The sequence below is a fragment of the Exiguobacterium sp. FSL W8-0210 genome, assembly GCF_038006045.1.
Taxonomy (GTDB): Bacteria; Bacillota; Bacilli; order Exiguobacteriales; family Exiguobacteriaceae; genus Exiguobacterium_A.
The window spans coordinates 1483145-1500247 of sequence record NZ_JBBOUK010000001.1 but is presented as its reverse complement, the minus strand read 5'-3'; the positions used below and the strand labels follow the sequence as shown (position 1 = coordinate 1500247).

At 46.4% G+C, this 17103-nt stretch carries 20 protein-coding genes; 10 read left to right on the top strand and 10 right to left on the bottom strand.

Annotated elements, in window-relative coordinates; all coding sequences use genetic code 11:
- Nucleotide 1 precedes the first annotated feature (1 nt).
- On the top strand, nt 2-448 hold the full coding sequence (locus MKY22_RS07865; RefSeq protein ID WP_341088052.1) for a MarR family winged helix-turn-helix transcriptional regulator: 447 nt from the start codon (nt 2-4) through the stop codon (nt 446-448).
- A gap of 35 nt (nt 449-483) precedes the next feature.
- Nucleotides 484-1752 carry an NAD(P)-binding domain-containing protein gene (locus tag MKY22_RS07860; protein WP_341088050.1) on the top strand — a complete coding sequence of 423 codons (1269 nt, stop codon included), beginning with the start codon at nt 484-486 and terminating at the stop codon, nt 1750-1752.
- 19 nt (nt 1753-1771) lie between these two features.
- Here the strand turns inward: MKY22_RS07860 and MKY22_RS07855 are convergent, their stop codons facing one another.
- On the bottom strand, nt 1772-2155 hold the full coding sequence (locus tag MKY22_RS07855) for a VOC family protein (RefSeq protein WP_341090101.1): 384 nt from the start codon (nt 2153-2155) through the stop codon (nt 1772-1774).
- 208 nt (nt 2156-2363) lie between these two features.
- Here MKY22_RS07855 and MKY22_RS07850 point away from each other — a divergent pair, with 208 nt between their 5' ends.
- Nucleotides 2364-3110 (top strand): bacteriorhodopsin, encoded by a 747-nt coding sequence (locus MKY22_RS07850; protein ID WP_341088048.1) that lies wholly within the window; start codon nt 2364-2366, stop codon nt 3108-3110.
- Nucleotides 3111-3321: 211 nt separating this feature from the next.
- On the opposite strand, the gene MKY22_RS07845 is transcribed toward MKY22_RS07850, so the two are convergent.
- On the bottom strand, nt 3322-3744 hold the full coding sequence (locus MKY22_RS07845; protein WP_290722132.1) for a hypothetical protein: 423 nt from the start codon (nt 3742-3744) through the stop codon (nt 3322-3324).
- A gap of 81 nt (nt 3745-3825) precedes the next feature.
- Here MKY22_RS07845 and MKY22_RS07840 point away from each other — a divergent pair, with 81 nt between their 5' ends.
- Nucleotides 3826-4329, top strand: a complete 504-nt coding sequence (locus tag MKY22_RS07840; protein ID WP_341088044.1) for a DNA topology modulation protein — start codon at nt 3826-3828, stop codon at nt 4327-4329.
- Between the two features lie 140 nt (nt 4330-4469).
- On the opposite strand, the gene MKY22_RS07835 is transcribed toward MKY22_RS07840, so the two are convergent.
- On the bottom strand, nt 4470-6176 hold the full coding sequence (locus MKY22_RS07835; RefSeq protein WP_341088043.1) for a methyl-accepting chemotaxis protein: 1707 nt from the start codon (nt 6174-6176) through the stop codon (nt 4470-4472).
- Between the two features lie 162 nt (nt 6177-6338).
- On the opposite strand from MKY22_RS07835, the gene MKY22_RS07830 reads away from it, so the two are divergent.
- A complete protein-coding gene (locus MKY22_RS07830; RefSeq protein WP_023468255.1) occupies nt 6339-7391 on the top strand; it encodes a C45 family autoproteolytic acyltransferase/hydolase in 1053 nt (350 codons plus the stop codon).
- A gap of 39 nt (nt 7392-7430) precedes the next feature.
- Here the strand turns inward: MKY22_RS07830 and MKY22_RS07825 are convergent, their stop codons facing one another.
- The 4 genes from MKY22_RS07825 to MKY22_RS07810 form a co-directional block, all read right to left on the bottom strand.
- Nucleotides 7431-7907, bottom strand: a complete 477-nt coding sequence (locus tag MKY22_RS07825; protein WP_341088039.1) for a GNAT family N-acetyltransferase — start codon at nt 7905-7907, stop codon at nt 7431-7433.
- Nucleotides 7889-8467 (bottom strand): GNAT family N-acetyltransferase, encoded by a 579-nt coding sequence (locus MKY22_RS07820; protein WP_341088035.1) that lies wholly within the window; start codon nt 8465-8467, stop codon nt 7889-7891. The genes MKY22_RS07825 and MKY22_RS07820 overlap by 19 nt, the downstream gene beginning before the upstream one ends.
- 34 nt (nt 8468-8501) lie before the next feature.
- Nucleotides 8502-8990 carry a GNAT family N-acetyltransferase gene (locus tag MKY22_RS07815; RefSeq protein ID WP_341088033.1) on the bottom strand — a complete coding sequence of 163 codons (489 nt, stop codon included), beginning with the start codon at nt 8988-8990 and terminating at the stop codon, nt 8502-8504.
- A gap of 109 nt (nt 8991-9099) precedes the next feature.
- Nucleotides 9100-10005, bottom strand: a complete 906-nt coding sequence (locus tag MKY22_RS07810; protein WP_341088031.1) for a methyl-accepting chemotaxis protein — start codon at nt 10003-10005, stop codon at nt 9100-9102.
- A 265-nt stretch (nt 10006-10270) separates the two neighbouring features.
- Between MKY22_RS07810 and MKY22_RS07805 the strand changes: the two genes are divergently transcribed.
- From MKY22_RS07805 to MKY22_RS07795, 3 genes are read left to right on the top strand one after another with little or no spacing between them, the layout of a single operon-like run.
- A complete protein-coding gene (locus MKY22_RS07805) occupies nt 10271-11254 on the top strand; it encodes an ROK family protein (protein ID WP_341088029.1) in 984 nt (327 codons plus the stop codon).
- The gene (locus tag MKY22_RS07800; protein WP_341088028.1) at nt 11251-12414 is read left to right on the top strand and encodes an MFS transporter; all 1164 of its coding nucleotides are present in this window, start codon (nt 11251-11253) and stop codon (nt 12412-12414) included. The genes MKY22_RS07805 and MKY22_RS07800 overlap by 4 nt, the downstream gene beginning before the upstream one ends.
- A gap of 17 nt (nt 12415-12431) precedes the next feature.
- Nucleotides 12432-12809: a VOC family protein gene (locus MKY22_RS07795; protein ID WP_214860257.1), complete on the top strand. Its 378-nt coding sequence runs from the start codon at nt 12432-12434 to the stop codon at nt 12807-12809.
- Nucleotides 12810-13315: 506 nt separating this feature from the next.
- Here the strand turns inward: MKY22_RS07795 and MKY22_RS07790 are convergent.
- Nucleotides 13316-13927, bottom strand: coding sequence for a DUF3885 domain-containing protein (locus MKY22_RS07790; protein WP_055967974.1), 612 nt, complete (start codon nt 13925-13927; stop codon nt 13316-13318).
- 151 nt (nt 13928-14078) lie between these two features.
- Here MKY22_RS07790 and MKY22_RS07785 point away from each other — a divergent pair, with 151 nt between their 5' ends.
- Complete coding sequence (locus tag MKY22_RS07785) at nt 14079-14441, top strand: GNAT family N-acetyltransferase (RefSeq protein WP_341088025.1); 363 nt, start codon at nt 14079-14081, stop codon at nt 14439-14441.
- A 121-nt stretch (nt 14442-14562) separates the two neighbouring features.
- Nucleotides 14563-15240: a hypothetical protein gene (locus tag MKY22_RS07780; protein WP_341088023.1), complete on the top strand. Its 678-nt coding sequence runs from the start codon at nt 14563-14565 to the stop codon at nt 15238-15240.
- Nucleotides 15241-15262: 22 nt separating this feature from the next.
- Here the strand turns inward: MKY22_RS07780 and MKY22_RS07775 are convergent, their stop codons facing one another.
- Entirely contained in the window at nt 15263-15571 is a 309-nt protein-coding gene (locus MKY22_RS07775) for a DUF3784 domain-containing protein (RefSeq protein ID WP_341090099.1), read from the bottom strand.
- Nucleotides 15572-16236: 665 nt separating this feature from the next.
- Nucleotides 16237-16737, bottom strand: a complete 501-nt coding sequence (locus MKY22_RS07770) for a hypothetical protein (protein ID WP_341088022.1) — start codon at nt 16735-16737, stop codon at nt 16237-16239.
- Between the last annotated feature and the right edge of the window lie 366 nt (nt 16738-17103).

Genomic DNA, 17103 nt, shown 5'->3' with positions numbered 1-17103 from the left:
CATGAATGAAACTCGTGAACTATTTCAAACGTTCACCCGGCGCTTCGGATTATTGAATAAGAATTGTTGCGCCGTCCTAGAAGAAGAAATTTCTCTCGTTCAAAGCCATCTGCTGTATCATGTTGCCAAACACCCTGACTCCGCAATGCAAGAAATTGCGGACCAACTCGATCTTGATATCACTACGTTCAGCCGACAAGTGCAAACATTGATTAAGCGGGATCTACTCGTAAAGCGTCCCGCGATCAACGATCGGCGAATTCACCTACTTCGCCTGTCCGAGAAAGGATTGCGTGTTGCTCAAGCCATTGACGAAGAGATGAACACGTATCTTGATTCCATCTTCTCATCAATGACTTCGTTCGAAAAAGCACATGTCCTCCAGGCAATCGACTTGCTGAACACGAAGATGGGCGAGAGTGACGTCTGCTGTAAACCATGTCTCTAATACTTGCAACTTACAAATAAAAGGAGGTTTTATTCATGTCATACGCTTCCTCCCACCCCATCGTCATCATCGGTGCCGGTCCGATCGGTCTTGCAGCTGCAGCTCAACTTGTAGTGGAAGGTCAATCGTTTTTACTATTTGAGAAAGGTCCTTCGATTGCCCACCATATCAAACAATGGGAACACGTTCGGATGTTTTCGACGTGGCAATACAATATTAGTGACGCAGCACGTCACTTGCTCGAGCTGACGGACTGGATTGCACCAGCAAACGATACTGTGCCGACCGGAACTGAATTGATCAAACAATACCTTGCCCCACTTGCTGCATTACCGGAAATTGCTCCCTCTCTACATTTCCAACATGAGATTCTCTCAATATCACGGGCAGGTCTAGACAAGATGACAAATGCCTCACGTGAAGTAACGCCGTTCGAATTAGTCATAGATACGCCGAATGGTCGTAAGCATATTCTCGCTCGCGCGGTCATCGATGCGTCTGGAGTCCTCGGGCGACCAAACCCTGCAATCAGTTCTGGTCATCGAGTCGAAATTGAGCAGAACTTATCTGTCCGGTATTCGATCGTAGATGCGAAACGTGATACTGTTGTTTTCGCTAATCAATCCGTCGCTGTCATCGGTAGCGGGCACTCGGCTTTGAACTCGCTCCTTGAACTCGTTTCCATTAAAGAGCAACACCCTGAAACGGAGATTCATTGGATTCTTCGCAAATCGGACCCAGTTCAAGCCTACGGCGGAGAAGACAAGGATGCATTGGAAGGTCGCGGAGCACTCGGTTCGCGTATCCGTCAGCTCGTTGAACGAAATCAGATTAGGGTTCACTCCAGCTTCAAGACCCGATCCATTGAATCGAAAGGGAAGTCGTTTGACATCACTGCTCAAGATGGTCGGTCCCTTCATCACATCGATCAGTTGATCGTCAACGCAGGAAGTCGACCCGACTTTTCGTTCCTCGAGGAAGTACGGCTTGACATCGACCCTGCCACCGAGAGTAGTCGAATACTTGCTCCTCTGATTGATCCGAACCTTCATAGTTGCGGAACTGTCCGTCCACATGGAGAAGCGGAGTTACGTCATCCAGATTTCGGACTTTATCTGGTCGGTGCAAAAAGTTACGGTCGTGCTCCGACCTTCCTGCTTGCGGCCGGTTATGAACAAGTTCGATCAGTCGTTGCTTTTCTTGTCGGAGACGAGGCACGTGCCAAGCAGGTCAAGTTATCATTACCGGAGACGGGTGTGTGCAAAGTTTCCCTGCCACAATCATCGACTTCCTGTTGTTCTTAAAAATATACATCGGACCTGTCTAGACGGGTCCGATTTTTTCTGCCAACTCAATGATCACGCCTTCTGGTCCTCTTACGTAACATAGGCGATACTCATTTTCGTAATTCGCGACGTCGCCAATCGACTGATATCCATTGTCCGCTAAACGTTCGACGAGCGCAGCGAGTTCTGTTACTTCAAAACAGAGATGACGCAATCCAATCGCATGGACGGATTGGATTACGGAAGCCGTGTCGCGCGGGTGTTTGAACCGAACGAGTTCGAGCCATATCGGTTCACTTGGTAATCCGAGTGCAGCACACTCCGTCTCCGCTCCCTCTAGATTCAATAAACGATCGAGTAACTCTCCTTTCATCTCCCAACGTCCGCGTACTTCGAGACCACAAAGTGAAAAAAAGTAAATCGCTTCTTATAGATTCAAGACGTTCAGGCTGATATGATCCGTTCGTTTAATCGACATCCGTCACTCCTCCTCAAGTGTGTCAAAATGTTGTCAAACCGTTGATAGACTGCACATCAAGAGCGTTTCGACGTGGTGTCTGAAGTTTGTATCGTCAGTAAAATAAAAGTATGAAAGGTCGTGTCCACTTACGAAAAGGAGTCGAAACAACATGGAAGACGTTAACCTTCTCGTCCTTGCGACCCAGTACATGTTCTGGGTCGGATTCGTCGGAATGGCCGCCGGTACGCTCTATTTTCTCGTCGAACGAAATTCCCTTGCCCCGGAATACCGCTCGACCGCAACAGTCGCTGCTCTCGTCACGTTCGTCGCTGCGATACATTACTATTTCATGAAGCAAGCTGTAGGGGAATCGGGTTTGTTGTCTGAGATCGATGGTTTTCCGACTGAAATCCGCTACATCGATTGGCTCGTGACGACGCCTCTCTTGCTGATCAAGTTTCCGCTGTTACTCGGTCTAAAGGGTGGGAAAGGGCGTTCGCTTCTGACGAAACTCGTCATCGCGGACATCATCATGATCATCGGTGGTTACATCGGAGAGTCGTCCATCAATCTAGCGGGTGGCTTCACGCAACTCGGTCTTTGGGCATACGTCGTCGGTTGTATCGCATGGTTTTATATCATTTATCTCTTGTTCACGAACGTCACGAAAGCCGCTGAAGATAAGCCTGCCCCGATTCGTAAAGCCTTGTTGCAGATGCGCTTGTTCATCTTAATCGGATGGGCGATTTATCCGGTCGGTTACGCGGTCACCTTGTTTGCACCCGGCATCGAGGTACAACTCGTCCGCGAATTGATCTATAACTTCGCTGACTTGATCAACAAGGTCGGATTTGGTCTGATTGCCTTCTTCGCTGTCAAGACGATGTCTGCTATGAAAAATTTGAAATCGACTTAATCAAAAGGGGCTGACTCAAAAGTCAGTCTCTACAAAGATAAGGGTGGCAGAATAATGATCTGCCTCCCTTATTTAGTAACAAAAAGAATGACACGTCACACGCCACTCCTACAGGAACAAGCGCATTTATGCGCTGTCAGAGACGAACAAGCCCGCTTTCCTGAGGAAAGGGCGTGAAAAGACGCGTCATTCTTTTTTTGAGTCAGCGTCTTCATTTGAATTCATGCTGTAAATCCTGTGGAAATCCTCCGTTTTTAAAGATAAAACTTGAAAGCCTAATCCGGTTCCCATCCATATCTAAAAAATAAGTTACGTCAGGTTCATTTGCAAATTCGACTTCGATTGAAGCCGGATTCGCCGAAGACTCATACGAAAATTTTTGTGTTTTTGTAGTGTAGACTTCATCCGGGAATCGACGTGCTAGTTCTATCTTAAGCAATTTCTCATCCTCAGCAATCTGTTGATTGACGAGCGTCGGTCGGATGTACCAAAAGGAACTGCACCCGATTGCCACCAACCCAAGTAAAATCAAGCCATACCGCTTCCATCGCTGCGGCAAGAATATCACGCCGCAACCGATTACGAGTAGTGTAAAAACGATCGTCATCCCTTCGATTATGAAATTTGGTACCATCTCATTCACTCCTTTCGTTCTATCCTCGACTAGAAAACCATGTTATGATCAATTCCTATGACAAAAAATAGGAGGTGTTGTATGCGAAAAATCATCTTGATTGGTTCCGGCGGATCCGGTAAATCGACGCTTGCCCGCGAGATGGGCAAAAAACTCAGCTATCCCGTTGATCACCTCGACAGCTTATTATGGCGTCCGAACTGGGAAGCAGTTTCGCTTGAGGAACAACGCCAGATTCAACAAACACTTATAACGCGCGACACGTGGATCATCGACGGTAATTACGGTGGAACGCTTGATTTACGAATTGATGCCGCCGATACGATCATCTTCCTTGACCTACCACGGACACTCTGTCTGTACCGGGCATTGAAAAGGACATGGCGCTATCGCAAGACCGGTCGACCGGATATGGCGGCAGGCTGTCCCGAGAAACTATCGTTCGATTTTCTGAAATGGATTTGGCGTTTCCCGATCGATAAGCGACCGAGTATTCTTTCAACGCTTACAGCGACGTCCGATAAACAAGTCATCCATCTGACGTCCCGTCGTGCTGTCAAACAATTTCTTCAATCACTTTCATAACATCTATCTGCTGCTTTGTATCATTCTTACTTAACCTGTACATACGACGCCACACGCTTACTCCCCTGCTTGTTTTCCATTCATTACCACAAATAAAAAAACGACCATGATGAATTACCTCATGGTCGTCGTTCAATATCTTACACGGTGAATCTGCCTGTGACTTGTTTTAAATCATCCGCCATCGTCGCGAGTGACTGCGACGCGGATGAGATTTCTTCCATCGACGCCATCTGCTCCTCGGTCGAAGCGGAGATGTTTTGTGTTCCGGCAGCAGTCCCTTCCGTCACTGCTTGAATCGTTCGCATGACGGAGGCAATCTGCTCGCTCGCTGCCGCCATTTCCTGAACAGCGCCGGACACTTCTTCGACGTGCCCTGTCACGTCGGTGATCGCTGTCTCGATTTCTGAGAATGAGGCACCGGCTTGATCGGCGACGGCAATCCCACTCGTCATCTCGGTTGAAACCTTCTCCATCGAAGCGACCGATGCTTCCGTCTCTTGTTGAATGACCCGAATCAACGACTCAATCTGTTTTGCCGAGACCGCCGACTGCTCCGCGAGCGTCTTGACCTCCGCTGCGACGACAGCGAATCCGCGCCCTTGTTCACCGGCGCGTGCTGCCTCGATTGCTGCGTTTAATGCGAGCAAGTTCGTCTGTGCCGCGACACCTTTAATCGAATCCGTGATTTGTCCGATTTCCTGCGATCGGTTACCAAGACCGTCAATGACGTGGCTCAGTCGAGAAACATCTTCTTGAATCCGTCCCATTTGGGTACCGAGTGTTCCGACGACTTGACCACCGAGAGCGACTTTTTCCATCGCATCCGCAGTGCGTTCCGTCATTTGTTGGGCATTACCGGCGACGTAACGGACCGAGGTCGTCAACTCTTCGATCGTCCGTGAAGCATCCGATACTTGATGCAATTGTTGACTAGCACCGCTTGCCATCTCTTCCATCGTCACGGCGACCATTTCCGTTGCTTTCGTCGTCGATTCGGCGTTGACGCTCAACTCGTCCGATGCAACAGCGACACGGTCAGCCGTACCGGTTAGTTCAAGCACGACTTGTTGCTGTGATGCAATCATTTCATTGAAGGACGTCGTCAACTGTCCAAGCTCGTCTTTTGAGTCGTATGTTCCACGGACGGTCAAGTCCCCGTTCCCTGATTGATCCATCCATCCCTGCAATTGACGAATCGGACGCGTGATGAGACGTGTAATGTACATTGCAAGTCCTGCAAACAAGAGGACCGCGAGTAGAAAAATGCCGAGCATTAAGTAAAAGGCCGTTTGTTTTTCTGCTTGATTCTGAGCGTCAAGCATCTTCGCTTGCTTCGTCATCGAAGCCATCAACGACTTCGCAGAATCCGCGACGTTATCCCGGACTTGTTCCAGACCTTGCGTGTATGCCGTATAGGCTTCTTCGGTTTCGTTGCGCGTCGCCGCATCCTGGACGATCGTCATCGAATTATCATAGGCGAGGACATTATCCTTTAATTCTTCGAGCTGTTTCTTTTCTTTGGCATCGAAATGCCCTGTTTTTTCGACCTTCGTGACCGACGAACGAATCTGCGCCTGACGCGTATCGATCTCAGCTTGCAGTTCCGTGACCCGCGTCTCGTCCTTCGCTAACATCATCTCGACTAAAAACGAATCGAGCGCGCGTGTATCGATCCGGATTTGAGCTACTTCCTGGATCGGTATTAAGTTTTGCTGATACATCGCTCGGGAAGCATTCGACATCTGATTCAAGAAATAGAGTCCTGCTCCCGCAATCAAAAGCATCGCAACGACGGCTGTTGCGATCAAAGCTTGTATCTTCCGTCTGACTGACATATGTTTCATTCCATCCCCTCCCGTTTTTGTTATCGGTTTAAGAATGAAAAAGTTGACTATTTTTTCAATATTCCCATACTTTAGATGTGCTTAAGTAAAGACTTGCCATACGACATTCTCCCTCGCGTTCGATATAATCAGCATACAGCAGTTGAAGAAAGGATGAATCGTATGCAACGTGTAGCCAATGAGATCACACAATTCCGCGGCAGTCATTATGAGTTCGGTCGCGAACAAGGGCGTTACGTCAAACGAAACCAGTTGCTCCATAACCGGGAGGACAACTGGAAGATCCGTGTTCCGCGCTTTCAAGTCGATCCGGTCGAGACGAAGGAGATGTTCCTCCGCTACGCCCCGCATATTTGGGACGAGCTACTCGGACTCCAAGACGAACTTGAACTGTCACTGCCGGATACGTTACTGCATTTCGGGCATTACCGGGTCGAAGGACCGAAAAGCGGTTGTTCGATCATGACAGGTGATAATTTCCTCGTCCGCAACTATGATTACCATCCGATGACATACGATGGTCGATTTTCCGTCTTTCAACCGAACGATGGCGGATCCGCGATCATCGGTCCCGCTTCACGGGTGACAGGACGGATGGACGGGATGAATGAACATGGGCTTGCGATGGGCTATAACTTCATCAACCGTCGGCGTCCGGGCGACGGGTTCGTCAGCTTCATGATCGGGCGGATCATCCTCGAGATGTGTACGTCGGTCGACGACGCGATCTCACTCGTCAAGGAGATTCCGCATCGCGGATCGTTCACGTATGTCGTCCACGATAAATCGGCGCGTTCGTTCGTCATCGAGGCGACGGCACGCGACGTCCAAGTGCGGGAATCGAACATGTGCACCAATCACTTCGATTTGCTGCAACACGAAAACCGCTATCATCTGGATGACTCGAAACGTCGGATGATGGAGTTGAAGACCCATCAACACATGATTCAAGATGCGGAGTCCGCTTTCCGACTACTCAACGATACCGATAAAGGCGTCTTCGCTGATTTATATGCCCAGTGGGCGGGAACGATTCATACGTCTGCCTACTTCCCGGAAGAGTTGAAGGTCTGGTTCGCGCTTGGTGGTGATCAGGAACCGGTCACATTCGACTTTGCCGACTGGCTCGCTGGCAATGACTTCACAGCAAGCGAGATTACGGGAGAACTGGAGACGAACATCCAGTTCGCGAATACCTTACAGACGTGGCGTTAAACGAAAAAGCTTCCTCCTGCTTGCGCAAGAGGAAGCTTTTTAATGGCTGTCATCGAGACGTTTCGACATATAATAATCCGTTTTTTCGTATCCAAGCGAGTCATAGACATGAATCGCTCGTTCGTTATGCGCGAAGACGTGTAACGAAATCTTCTTGACGTTCATCCGCTTCAACATTACTTCCAGTAAGCGGAGCGCTTCCTTGCCGTAGCCCTGGTTCTGTTTATCGGACGTAATCTTGACGTCGAAGATGAACGCGCAACGTCCGCGTGATTCTTCTGTCACATGGACCCAGACCATTCCAAGGTCGTTCCCTGTCTCGTCACGAAACGTAAATAAATAGTGATCCTTCGTCTTCAGACCTTCTGGCAACAATGTTGCGAATTCTTCTGTCGCCTTCTCGAGCGATTCGTTTTCTGACCACGTACCAGCACGACACTTCTCTGCCGCATACTCCTCTATTGCGACCGGTAAGTAAGCGTCATACGTCGCTTGACTCATTTGCTCGATGCGCATGCGGCCACCTCCTGCGTTTTCGTCCAGTCCCGTCGTAACATCGCATAGACCTGCAGGTCGTGATACGTCCCGTACAATTTTTCAGCGTCCCGTAAGATACCTTCTTCCGTGAAGCCGAGTCGTTCCGGAATTCGTCTGCTTCGGACGTTTTCAGTCGCACACTCGATGACGACACGGTTCAAGTCGAGCGTCTCGAAACAATAGTTCGTGACGAACCGGACGACGTCCGTCATGACGCCTTTTCGTAGTCCCCTTTCTCCTAAATAATAGCCGATCGACGTTTGCCCGAGATGCCGATTAATCTCATGTAAACTAATCGTTCCGACGAGCTCGTCCTGAAGATAGATGCCACACGTAAAGCCGTTGCCATCGGCGAACTGTTGCAGCCATGCTGGAATGACGATCTCCTGATATGTACTTGCCTCTGTTGCACCATCGACCCAACCGAGCCATTCGCGGAGATGTGCGCGATTGGCATCGACGAGGGCGAATAATCCTTCCGCATGGTGCCGTTCAAACAATTGAAGCGATACGTGATCGGATACTTGTAATCTGAACATGACCTCTCTCCTTTCTAGTACCTGTTGTTTGACATCACGTCGACGTTTCCCTGCTTGACGTCACGTTCCATTCCATTCGTCTCGAGCGGACAGCCATTCCGAGTGCCTCGTAAAAGGCGATCGCTTCTTGATTGGCGTCATCGACGCCGAGTTCGATTTTGTCACAGCCGATCGTTTCCGCATGTGCGTAAGCGGCTTGCATCAATCGTTTCCCGACGCCTTGTTTTTGATGCGTATCCGCAACGACGAGACTGATGATGCGTAAGTAATGCTTATCGAAGACGAAGCCGCTTCCTTCGACGATGTCTTCCTTTAGGACGATCACACCGGCAAGCCCGTCTTGTTCCGCAACGAGTAATGCAAAATCTGGATTCTCGAGTTGCGACAGAAATAAGTCTTCCGGAACCGGCATCTCGTGCGGACGGTAATGATCGGGTCGTAAGGCGACGTGTTGATTGTGGATTTGCTGGAACAATGGAATCAATGCCTGAAAATCGTCAGGACGAGCAGTGCGGATATTCATTAGAAGTTCGCTCCCTTTTCGTTTTGTAGTATATTAACATATTATTCCAAAGTGTAGGGGGACTTTTTATACAAAAAGGCACTCCGGTTATCGGAATGCCGTCTCTCACTTAAATGGCTTTTGTAAAGTCCCGCGCCGTCTCCGTCAACGTGGATGCCGCACTCTGCACGTCATGGAAACGATCGACTGTTTCTGCGACGACGGTGACGCTTGCTTGTGCATCATTCGTTGCTTGCGTCATCGCACGGGCAATCCGCTGCAGTTCATCGTTCATGCGTTGCGTCGTCTGGCGGACATCGACGACAGCTTGTTCAACGAGTTTCGAGAGATTTCGGACTTCCGTCGCAACGACGTTAAATCCTTTTCCGTGTTCACCGGCTCGCGCTGCCTCGATCGATGCATTGAGTGACAAGAGATTCGTCTGTGAGGCGATCGTTTTGATCGTCTCGGTCACTTGGGTGATGTCTTGCGCTTGGCGCTGCAGTCGTTCAATCGTCAGATGATTATCGCGGGTCGTCTCGGCCATCTGTTCGATCGTTCGCCGTAACGCTTCACTTTCTCGCTCGCCATGCGTCGACCGCGTATTCAAATCACTAGCAATCATATCAAACGAAGTCGCGAACTTTTGAATCGTCTGCTGACGATCAGTAATATCAGAAGCGATCTTCAAGACACCTGTCACTTCCGTTCCATCGTAAATCGGCATATAGGTAGCTTCTAGCCAAATCGACTGACCATGCGCATCGATTCGTTCAATTTTATCTGCCGTACTGAAACCACTGTAAAGCTTCTGCCAAAATGCCTGGTAACTGTCACTCATTGCAAATTCGGTTGTGCAAAAGAGATGGTGTTGCATCCCGATCATCTCTTCTCGTTTATATTTCATCGTCTTAGCGAATAAACCATTGACGTCGACGACACGACGTTGTCGGTCGAATCGAATCATTGCGACATTATCTCGCAGGGAGGCTAAAATATCTTGGGATCCTAGGTCGGTTGAAAATTGGGTGGTCATGATTACAAGCTCCTCTCGCCATCTACCTCCTGTTACAGGCTATCCAAGATATTACAAATCGGAATAGTATGAATTAAAGATATATGACTAAAATTTTTTTATCTTCTTTACATATAGCCAGACAGCGATGGAATGAAACGTGATTTCTCTAAATATTCATATCCTACACCTCTTTTTCAAACTTGTTTTCATCCCTGAATCTGCTATACTCAAATCGATACTTATTAAATAATTTTAATAAGTGATTTAGATTGGAGGTCTTTGTTTGTCTGAACTTATTTCACGTACACGTCACGCCTTTTTAGTCGAGCATCTGGATACGATCCCTGCGATTCGCCACGTCTTGGATGTCAGTTTTCCGACTGCGAGCAAACAGATCGATCAGATGATCGCTGCTCGGGAAATTGAAGAGACACCACTTGAATTGGTTCGCGGAGGGCGTCCGGCAAAACGGTATCGCTATCGCGCGGATCACTTCCACGGACTCGCACTTTATCTCGAACGCACGTATCTGCAGTATCGCATCCACGACGTCGGTGGACATCTGATCGCAACGGATCGCCTGAACTTCGATTCGACGGATCATGGATCTATTTTATTGAAAACGCTGACAACATTACTCGACGATCATCCAGATGTTCAAACGCTTGCGATTGGTGTTGCCGGTGCCGTTGATACCACCGGCACGATCCTGTTCGCTCCGGATTATCCGACGCTAGACGGTCGCCCTTTGCAACAAGAACTGACGGAACGGTTCGGGCGACCCGTCATCGTCGAAAATGATATGAACACTGCGGTCCGTGCCCAAGCTTCTGATAACGAGACGACTGTCTATGTGTATCTCGGGACGAACGGACCGGGCGCTGGCGTCGCCGTTTCCGGTCATGTCACCCGCGGAGCGCATCACTTCGCTGGAGAGATCTCGTTCATACCGTTTGACGAGAATCGAAATGTCGGTCAAGTCCTCGCGACGACTGCACTGCACTCTGACGACTGGTATGAAGCGTTAAGTCGGATCATTCTCTCGTTTAGCGTCACTTTGAATCCAGATGTCATCTTGTTTACAGCGTCCGATGTCTTGGATGACGGATTAGCACGGTTGACGGAACGATGCGCCAAGCGCTTTCCGCTCGACAAATTACCTCAGTTGCGGCAAGGCGACTGGGAAACTGATTATTTAGATGGTCTGATGCAACTGAGTATTCAGTCATTCATTGAACAAATTCCGTTAGGAGGACTCGCCCGATGACCCGTTTACTATTACCTTTGATTTATCTCGCTTTCATCAGTCTTGGTCTGCCGGATGCATTACTCGGTACAGCGTGGCCTGTGATGCGGCTCGATCTCGACGCACCACTCGACATGGCAGGGTGGCTCTTTATGACGATCGCTGCCGGAACGATCGTTTCGAGTCTGTTTAGCGGTCGCTTGATCGAACGTTATTCAACGGGTCCGATCACGGCAGCTTCTGCTGGTTTGACGGCACTGGCATTGATCGGTTTTTTCGTTGCTCCGTCCTTGATTTGGCTCTTCGTCCTTGCGATCCCGCTTGGACTCGGTGCTGGAGTCGTCGACGCGGCGTTGAATCATTTTGTTGCCACCCATTATCAAGCACATCATATGAACTGGCTCCATTGCTTCTGGGGCATCGGTGCGACGGCTGGTCCGCTCATCATGGCTGGTGTATTGCTCGATTCCGGCTGGCGTTTAGGTTACCTCGTCGTCGGCGCATTGCAACTCGTCTTGATGATTGTCTTGATCGTCAGTTTACCGCTCTGGAAACGGGCTCCGAAACAGGTGTCTGAACAGGTTCAGACCGTGAACACATCATCCGGAAAACCACGCGGATTGGTCGCCGCTCTCGCAGCGTTTTGCTTTTATTGCGGGGTTGAGGCGGTCGTCGGGCTGTGGGGCAGTAGTTATCTTGTCCAAGTCCGGTCCTTTTCCGTAACATCAGCAGCGACGTGGATTTCCGTCTATTACGGAAGCATCACCGCGGGGCGATTCATCAGTGGTTTTCTGTCGCTACGCTGGTCGAATCGTCGTTTGATTCGTGTCGGTCAATGGACGGCATTCGTCGGAGCCGCCTGTTTCATCCTCGTACCCGCTTCCTGGATGCCGCTTGGTTTCGTACTTGTCGGGCTTGGTCTCGCACCGATTTATCCGGCAATGCTCCATGAGACGCCAGTACGGTTCGGAGAAGCTACGGCGCAACGGCTGATGGGAGTACAAATGGCATTCGCTTATACCGGTAGTACCTTCATGCCGCCATTGTTCGGATGGCTGGCGACGTCCTACTCCTTATCGTTGTTCCATTGGTTCACGATTAGTCTGATTTTCTTGATGCTGGTCGCTACGGAAGGCTTGAACCGGATGTTATTCAGACAGCGATTGGCAAAAGCGTCTTGAAAAAAGGAGGAATAGAGATGAAGATTGAACATATCGCCCTCTTTGTGTCAGACCTGGAAGGGATGCGTCAATTCTACGAAACACATTTTGATGCTACGGCAGGCGAGCGGTATCATAATCCGACGAAAGGGTTCACGTCGTATTTCCTGACGTTCTCGAGTGGTGCGCGTCTTGAGTTGATGCAACGGACGGATATCACGGAACGGACGATGAATGCGCTCGGGTATGCCCACCTCGCCTTCTCGCTTGGCAGCAAACAAGCGGTCGACGACTGGACGGCTCGGTTACGGGACGCCGGTATACAACACCTTGACGGTCCCCGGACGACGGGTGACGGGTATTATGAAAGTACGATCGCAGACCCGGAAGGTAATGTGATTGAGTTGACGGTCTAATGATGAAACGAAACAATCCCTCATTCTGATTAGAGTGAGGGATTGTTTGTTGGTCGATGACTGTTCAATTGTTTTCTGCTTGTTGGTATGTCCCGTGACGAGCAGTTTTCTGACACGTATTTCATTCAGGTTATCTTTAAGTGACGATTACAAAACTCTTTCGCTGTAAACATTTGTAATGATATGCTAAAAAAGAACCAAATTATGACTATACGTATTCATTTTAAGAGGAGGCAGTTTATGCGAAAGCACCTAGGATGGATCTCAATCGGTATTGTGGTTTTTACTTTCCTTACTGTTAAGCTCTTACCGTTCAATGGTTTTTGGGGTACGAACTATATGTTAGCTGGACTATTGCTTGCGCTAGTGTGCGCCATCATTAGTCTAAGAAATACGGGGAAAATCCTTGCGTTAACATTACTCACTTCTCTATTGGTGCTTTTTATTTTTTCAGTGATCGGCTTCTTGGCACTAGCTTGAGTATTTCTAAAAGCGAGTAAATTCGATTAGCTGATATCATTACGATATTTCTTCTTGAACACGTCATACGTTGCTGAATCACCGAACAGTAGGAAACAACCGCGATCATCATAGATATTCATGACGATTTTTCGATCTACGTTCACGAAAAAGACTTCCGGATAGTATGTATATGTTTGACGAAATCTTGGTTGCAGCGGTGGGAAATCCTGATGGCAAATCGCTTTGATTAAACGCTTGTAATCTAATGCGTTTTTGTTCGGTAATAACACGGCATATTCGATCACTTGCTCTTCCTCATCCATCACTTTCTCTACAAACTTTATGTTGTATTTATCTGCTCTACGTCTTAACTGACGAAACACTTTCGTCGCTGACTGTTGATACTTACCGCGCTCACTTCTCACATGCACAATTAAATAAAGGGACTCCTCTTCTCGGAATACATCTTCAAACAGTTCGTTTGATTTTTTGTATACCTGTTTGAAGTATTCTTCATTGATTTCATCTAAATTATCCTTTAGCTGATAAAGATCCTTCACTAAATCTACGTGGAATACTAAATCCTTCTTGACAAAGGAACGATCAAATAAGTTCACCTTCCCAAAATGTTGTTGCAAGTATTGTTCTAAGTTCATTTTAAAACTCCTTTATTCTGATGAGGACAGATGTATTGTTTTAAATAACTGTTGCAGGACGGATCGATATAACAATTGTAGAAAGGAGGATGAAAAGATCATCATTGATACATTATCGAATCATCCTGAACAATTAGAAGTAGTTGCCACAATGATTCATACCGAATTCGTTCAAAAGAAAAAAGGGACGACACCCTATGAACAAATAAAAGCCTTTTTAGACAAAAAATCAGATGAGTCGTATCCTGTGACGTTGATTGCCTTAGATGATGTCACGTGTATCGGAACCGTCTCCCTCTTTGAAAATGACTTGAACGAACGACCAGCCTATACGCCTTGGCTCGCTTCTTTATTCGTTGAAAAAGTCTATCGGAATAAAGGGATCGCGCAGCAATTGATCAATCAACTAATCGTCTACGCCAAATCACGACAGATCACAACAATCTATTTAAAAACAGAGAACGCTTCAGCATATTATAAAAAATTAGGATGGACTTTAGTTGAGGCGATTTAGACGACGAATTCACCCATGTATATTTTCGCTTATAATATTGATGACGCTTAATACGTTCTAGTGAGCGACAACAGCAACTATTAAAGCTTTACTCTTATGAGATAACAGAAAGGACGTTTTTATGAATCTCAAAATTAAAAGCTATCTTGAAATTCCGCCTGAAAAAGAAGAGCATGATGTGAATCAAACTTATCCAGGATTCGTAGAGATGACCCATACGATCGACAACGATATTTTTAACTATGCTTTTGGTCGAGCTGGCGGCTATCCTGCTGGAAAAGTCGTCTTTTGTATAGAGGGCACGCCTCTCCCCTTTAACGCACACGTGAGCGAGCTATTCCAATTTTGGCATGCGTTAATAAAAAGTGTGACCACAAATGATTTGCATGACATCGAAAAGTTTGATTGGTCACTTCCATATGAAAATGAAGAAATTTCTAACCAGTTCATTATTCGATTTTTCTATCGAAAAAAACGAGTAGAATTTTATTATCAAAATCAACTCTTGGCTACTTTTTCACTAGATACCTATAAAAAAGCAGTCTTGCATGGGTTTTTAGATTTCATGTGGCATACGAATCTGGAGTTTGAGACGATCGTGTATGATTCGCTTGGTGAGGAGATTAATTACGGAGCGATGCGAGAAGATACAGGAGACGATTTATACACATGTCGCTACATCTTTTTACAATTCATGAGAGAACTTTATCGTCAAAAAAATGATATACAGACGTTGATTGACTTCGATTTTAAGATTAGTCGCCCTTTCTCTAAATTACATTATGATTTAAACGACTAAGGACATACTGACTTAGACGAACTTACAATCCTTTTTTAAATCGATTCTTCGTATTCGTATAGACACCTGCAAAAATTATAAAAAACACGAGTATAACGAAGCCTACTATGAATAAAAACGAATATCCAGATATCTCACTGAATGCGATCAATAATAGGCTAAAGCTAATCCCATACATGATCTTCCCCATGAATTTACACAGGGCGACTTCGTCATATGTTTCCTTTTTACTTTCTGACATCGTATTATATCCTGCAAGCAATGAGGCACCCTTTCCTCTTGATAAAACGATCGCAAACACTAGCATGGGGATTAAAATTACGACATACACGATGGAATCGTTCAAGGTCGTTCGCTCCTTTTTCCTGTTTTAATAGATATCATGTTATTTATCCATTTACGTTCTATAAGCAGTCTGCGTTTCATAAAATATCATAAATACACTACAACAGTAATATGTTGATTTAGTAAATGACCGAAAGAACAATCGTATGTTGAAACTCTTAATCGTACCCATTATCTGTATCCCTTTATTGATTCTATCTGCGTGTAAGGAATAACACTCAAGTGCTCAAGTAAGAGCAAAGACCGCAAAGATCAACCAAGATAGTGAGCTGAACATCGTTCTACTATATGACTCCTGCCAAAAATGCTTTAGCGCTAGAGAGCGATTCCTTTTGAGTCAGAACCGCATGTAAAGCTTTCATCCTTAGTTCTTCTGGATAGCGTGTCCACTTTGTTCGATTATCAAATGTAGAGAATACTCCCATGCGGTATTTTGTCCTTCAACTATTCAAGGGCGTGACTGAAAACTCGAAGAGCGAGGCGATTGACTTAATCGAGTCTGTTCCATCCTCACCCATCGTGACGAAAATGATGTATTGTTTTTGACCTATCAAAATCTAGATGTAGCTATAGTAAAAGCTCCCCCAAAAAGTAGACAGTTGAAATATCAAAGCTGTCTACTTTTTTAGGGAGCTTACCATTCTTATTTCATCAAGACCATTTTTCTTCAGCATCCATCCAACAATTGTTTTTTAAATCAAGAGAATCATCACTATCGTGTATCGTAAAGTACGATGGAAGATTTAGTGACGCTCCACCAGCTTTTTCCCAGCACAATCTGAACCATTGTGCAAAAACGCTTTGCTCTTGTGGAATTAACTTTTCTTCATTTTGCTCATGAAATTCAAAAAAAACATCGAGTTGACTGTCGTTCATTTGATGATATTCGACTTCTTGTAATACATCTTCGCTCCCAGCAAAAACAGTTGAATTGTTTCCTTCGTTAAATACTTCATTTGCTTCTTTATCCATTGAGAACATGATGACCGAAAGTTCGAATCTAGTCGGTTCAATGAATGCTGTGAAATCTAGTACTTCGATGTCCTTAGAGAACGGATAAGAAAAGATTTTCTGGAGTTGGTCCTCCACTAAACCTGACTGCTTTTCAAGATGGATCTTAATTGAATCAATATAGTTTTCGACTGTAAACATGATAAGTACCTCCAAGCATGAATCTATCAATTTATGTTGTTAATTCGTTAGCATTGCTTCATGTTTTCATCGTGTTTCTCTTGAAGTCGTCTCTCTAGAACGAATACGTATATTACAGCAACCAATACTCCAATTATTCCTGGCAAAACAGCAACGATGGGATCCTTCAAATATGCGAATGGAATTACATACGTCAACAACATCTTGATTCCATATGAAACCAACACGGACGTCAGTAAAACTAAAGTTATAGTCCGCTTTTCGATATTCCCAAAAAATTGATGTCTTTGTTTCTCTACTTTATGTATACCGAGCCAAGATAACATCCTCAAATCTCCTTTATTCATAGCTAATAGTTGACAATCA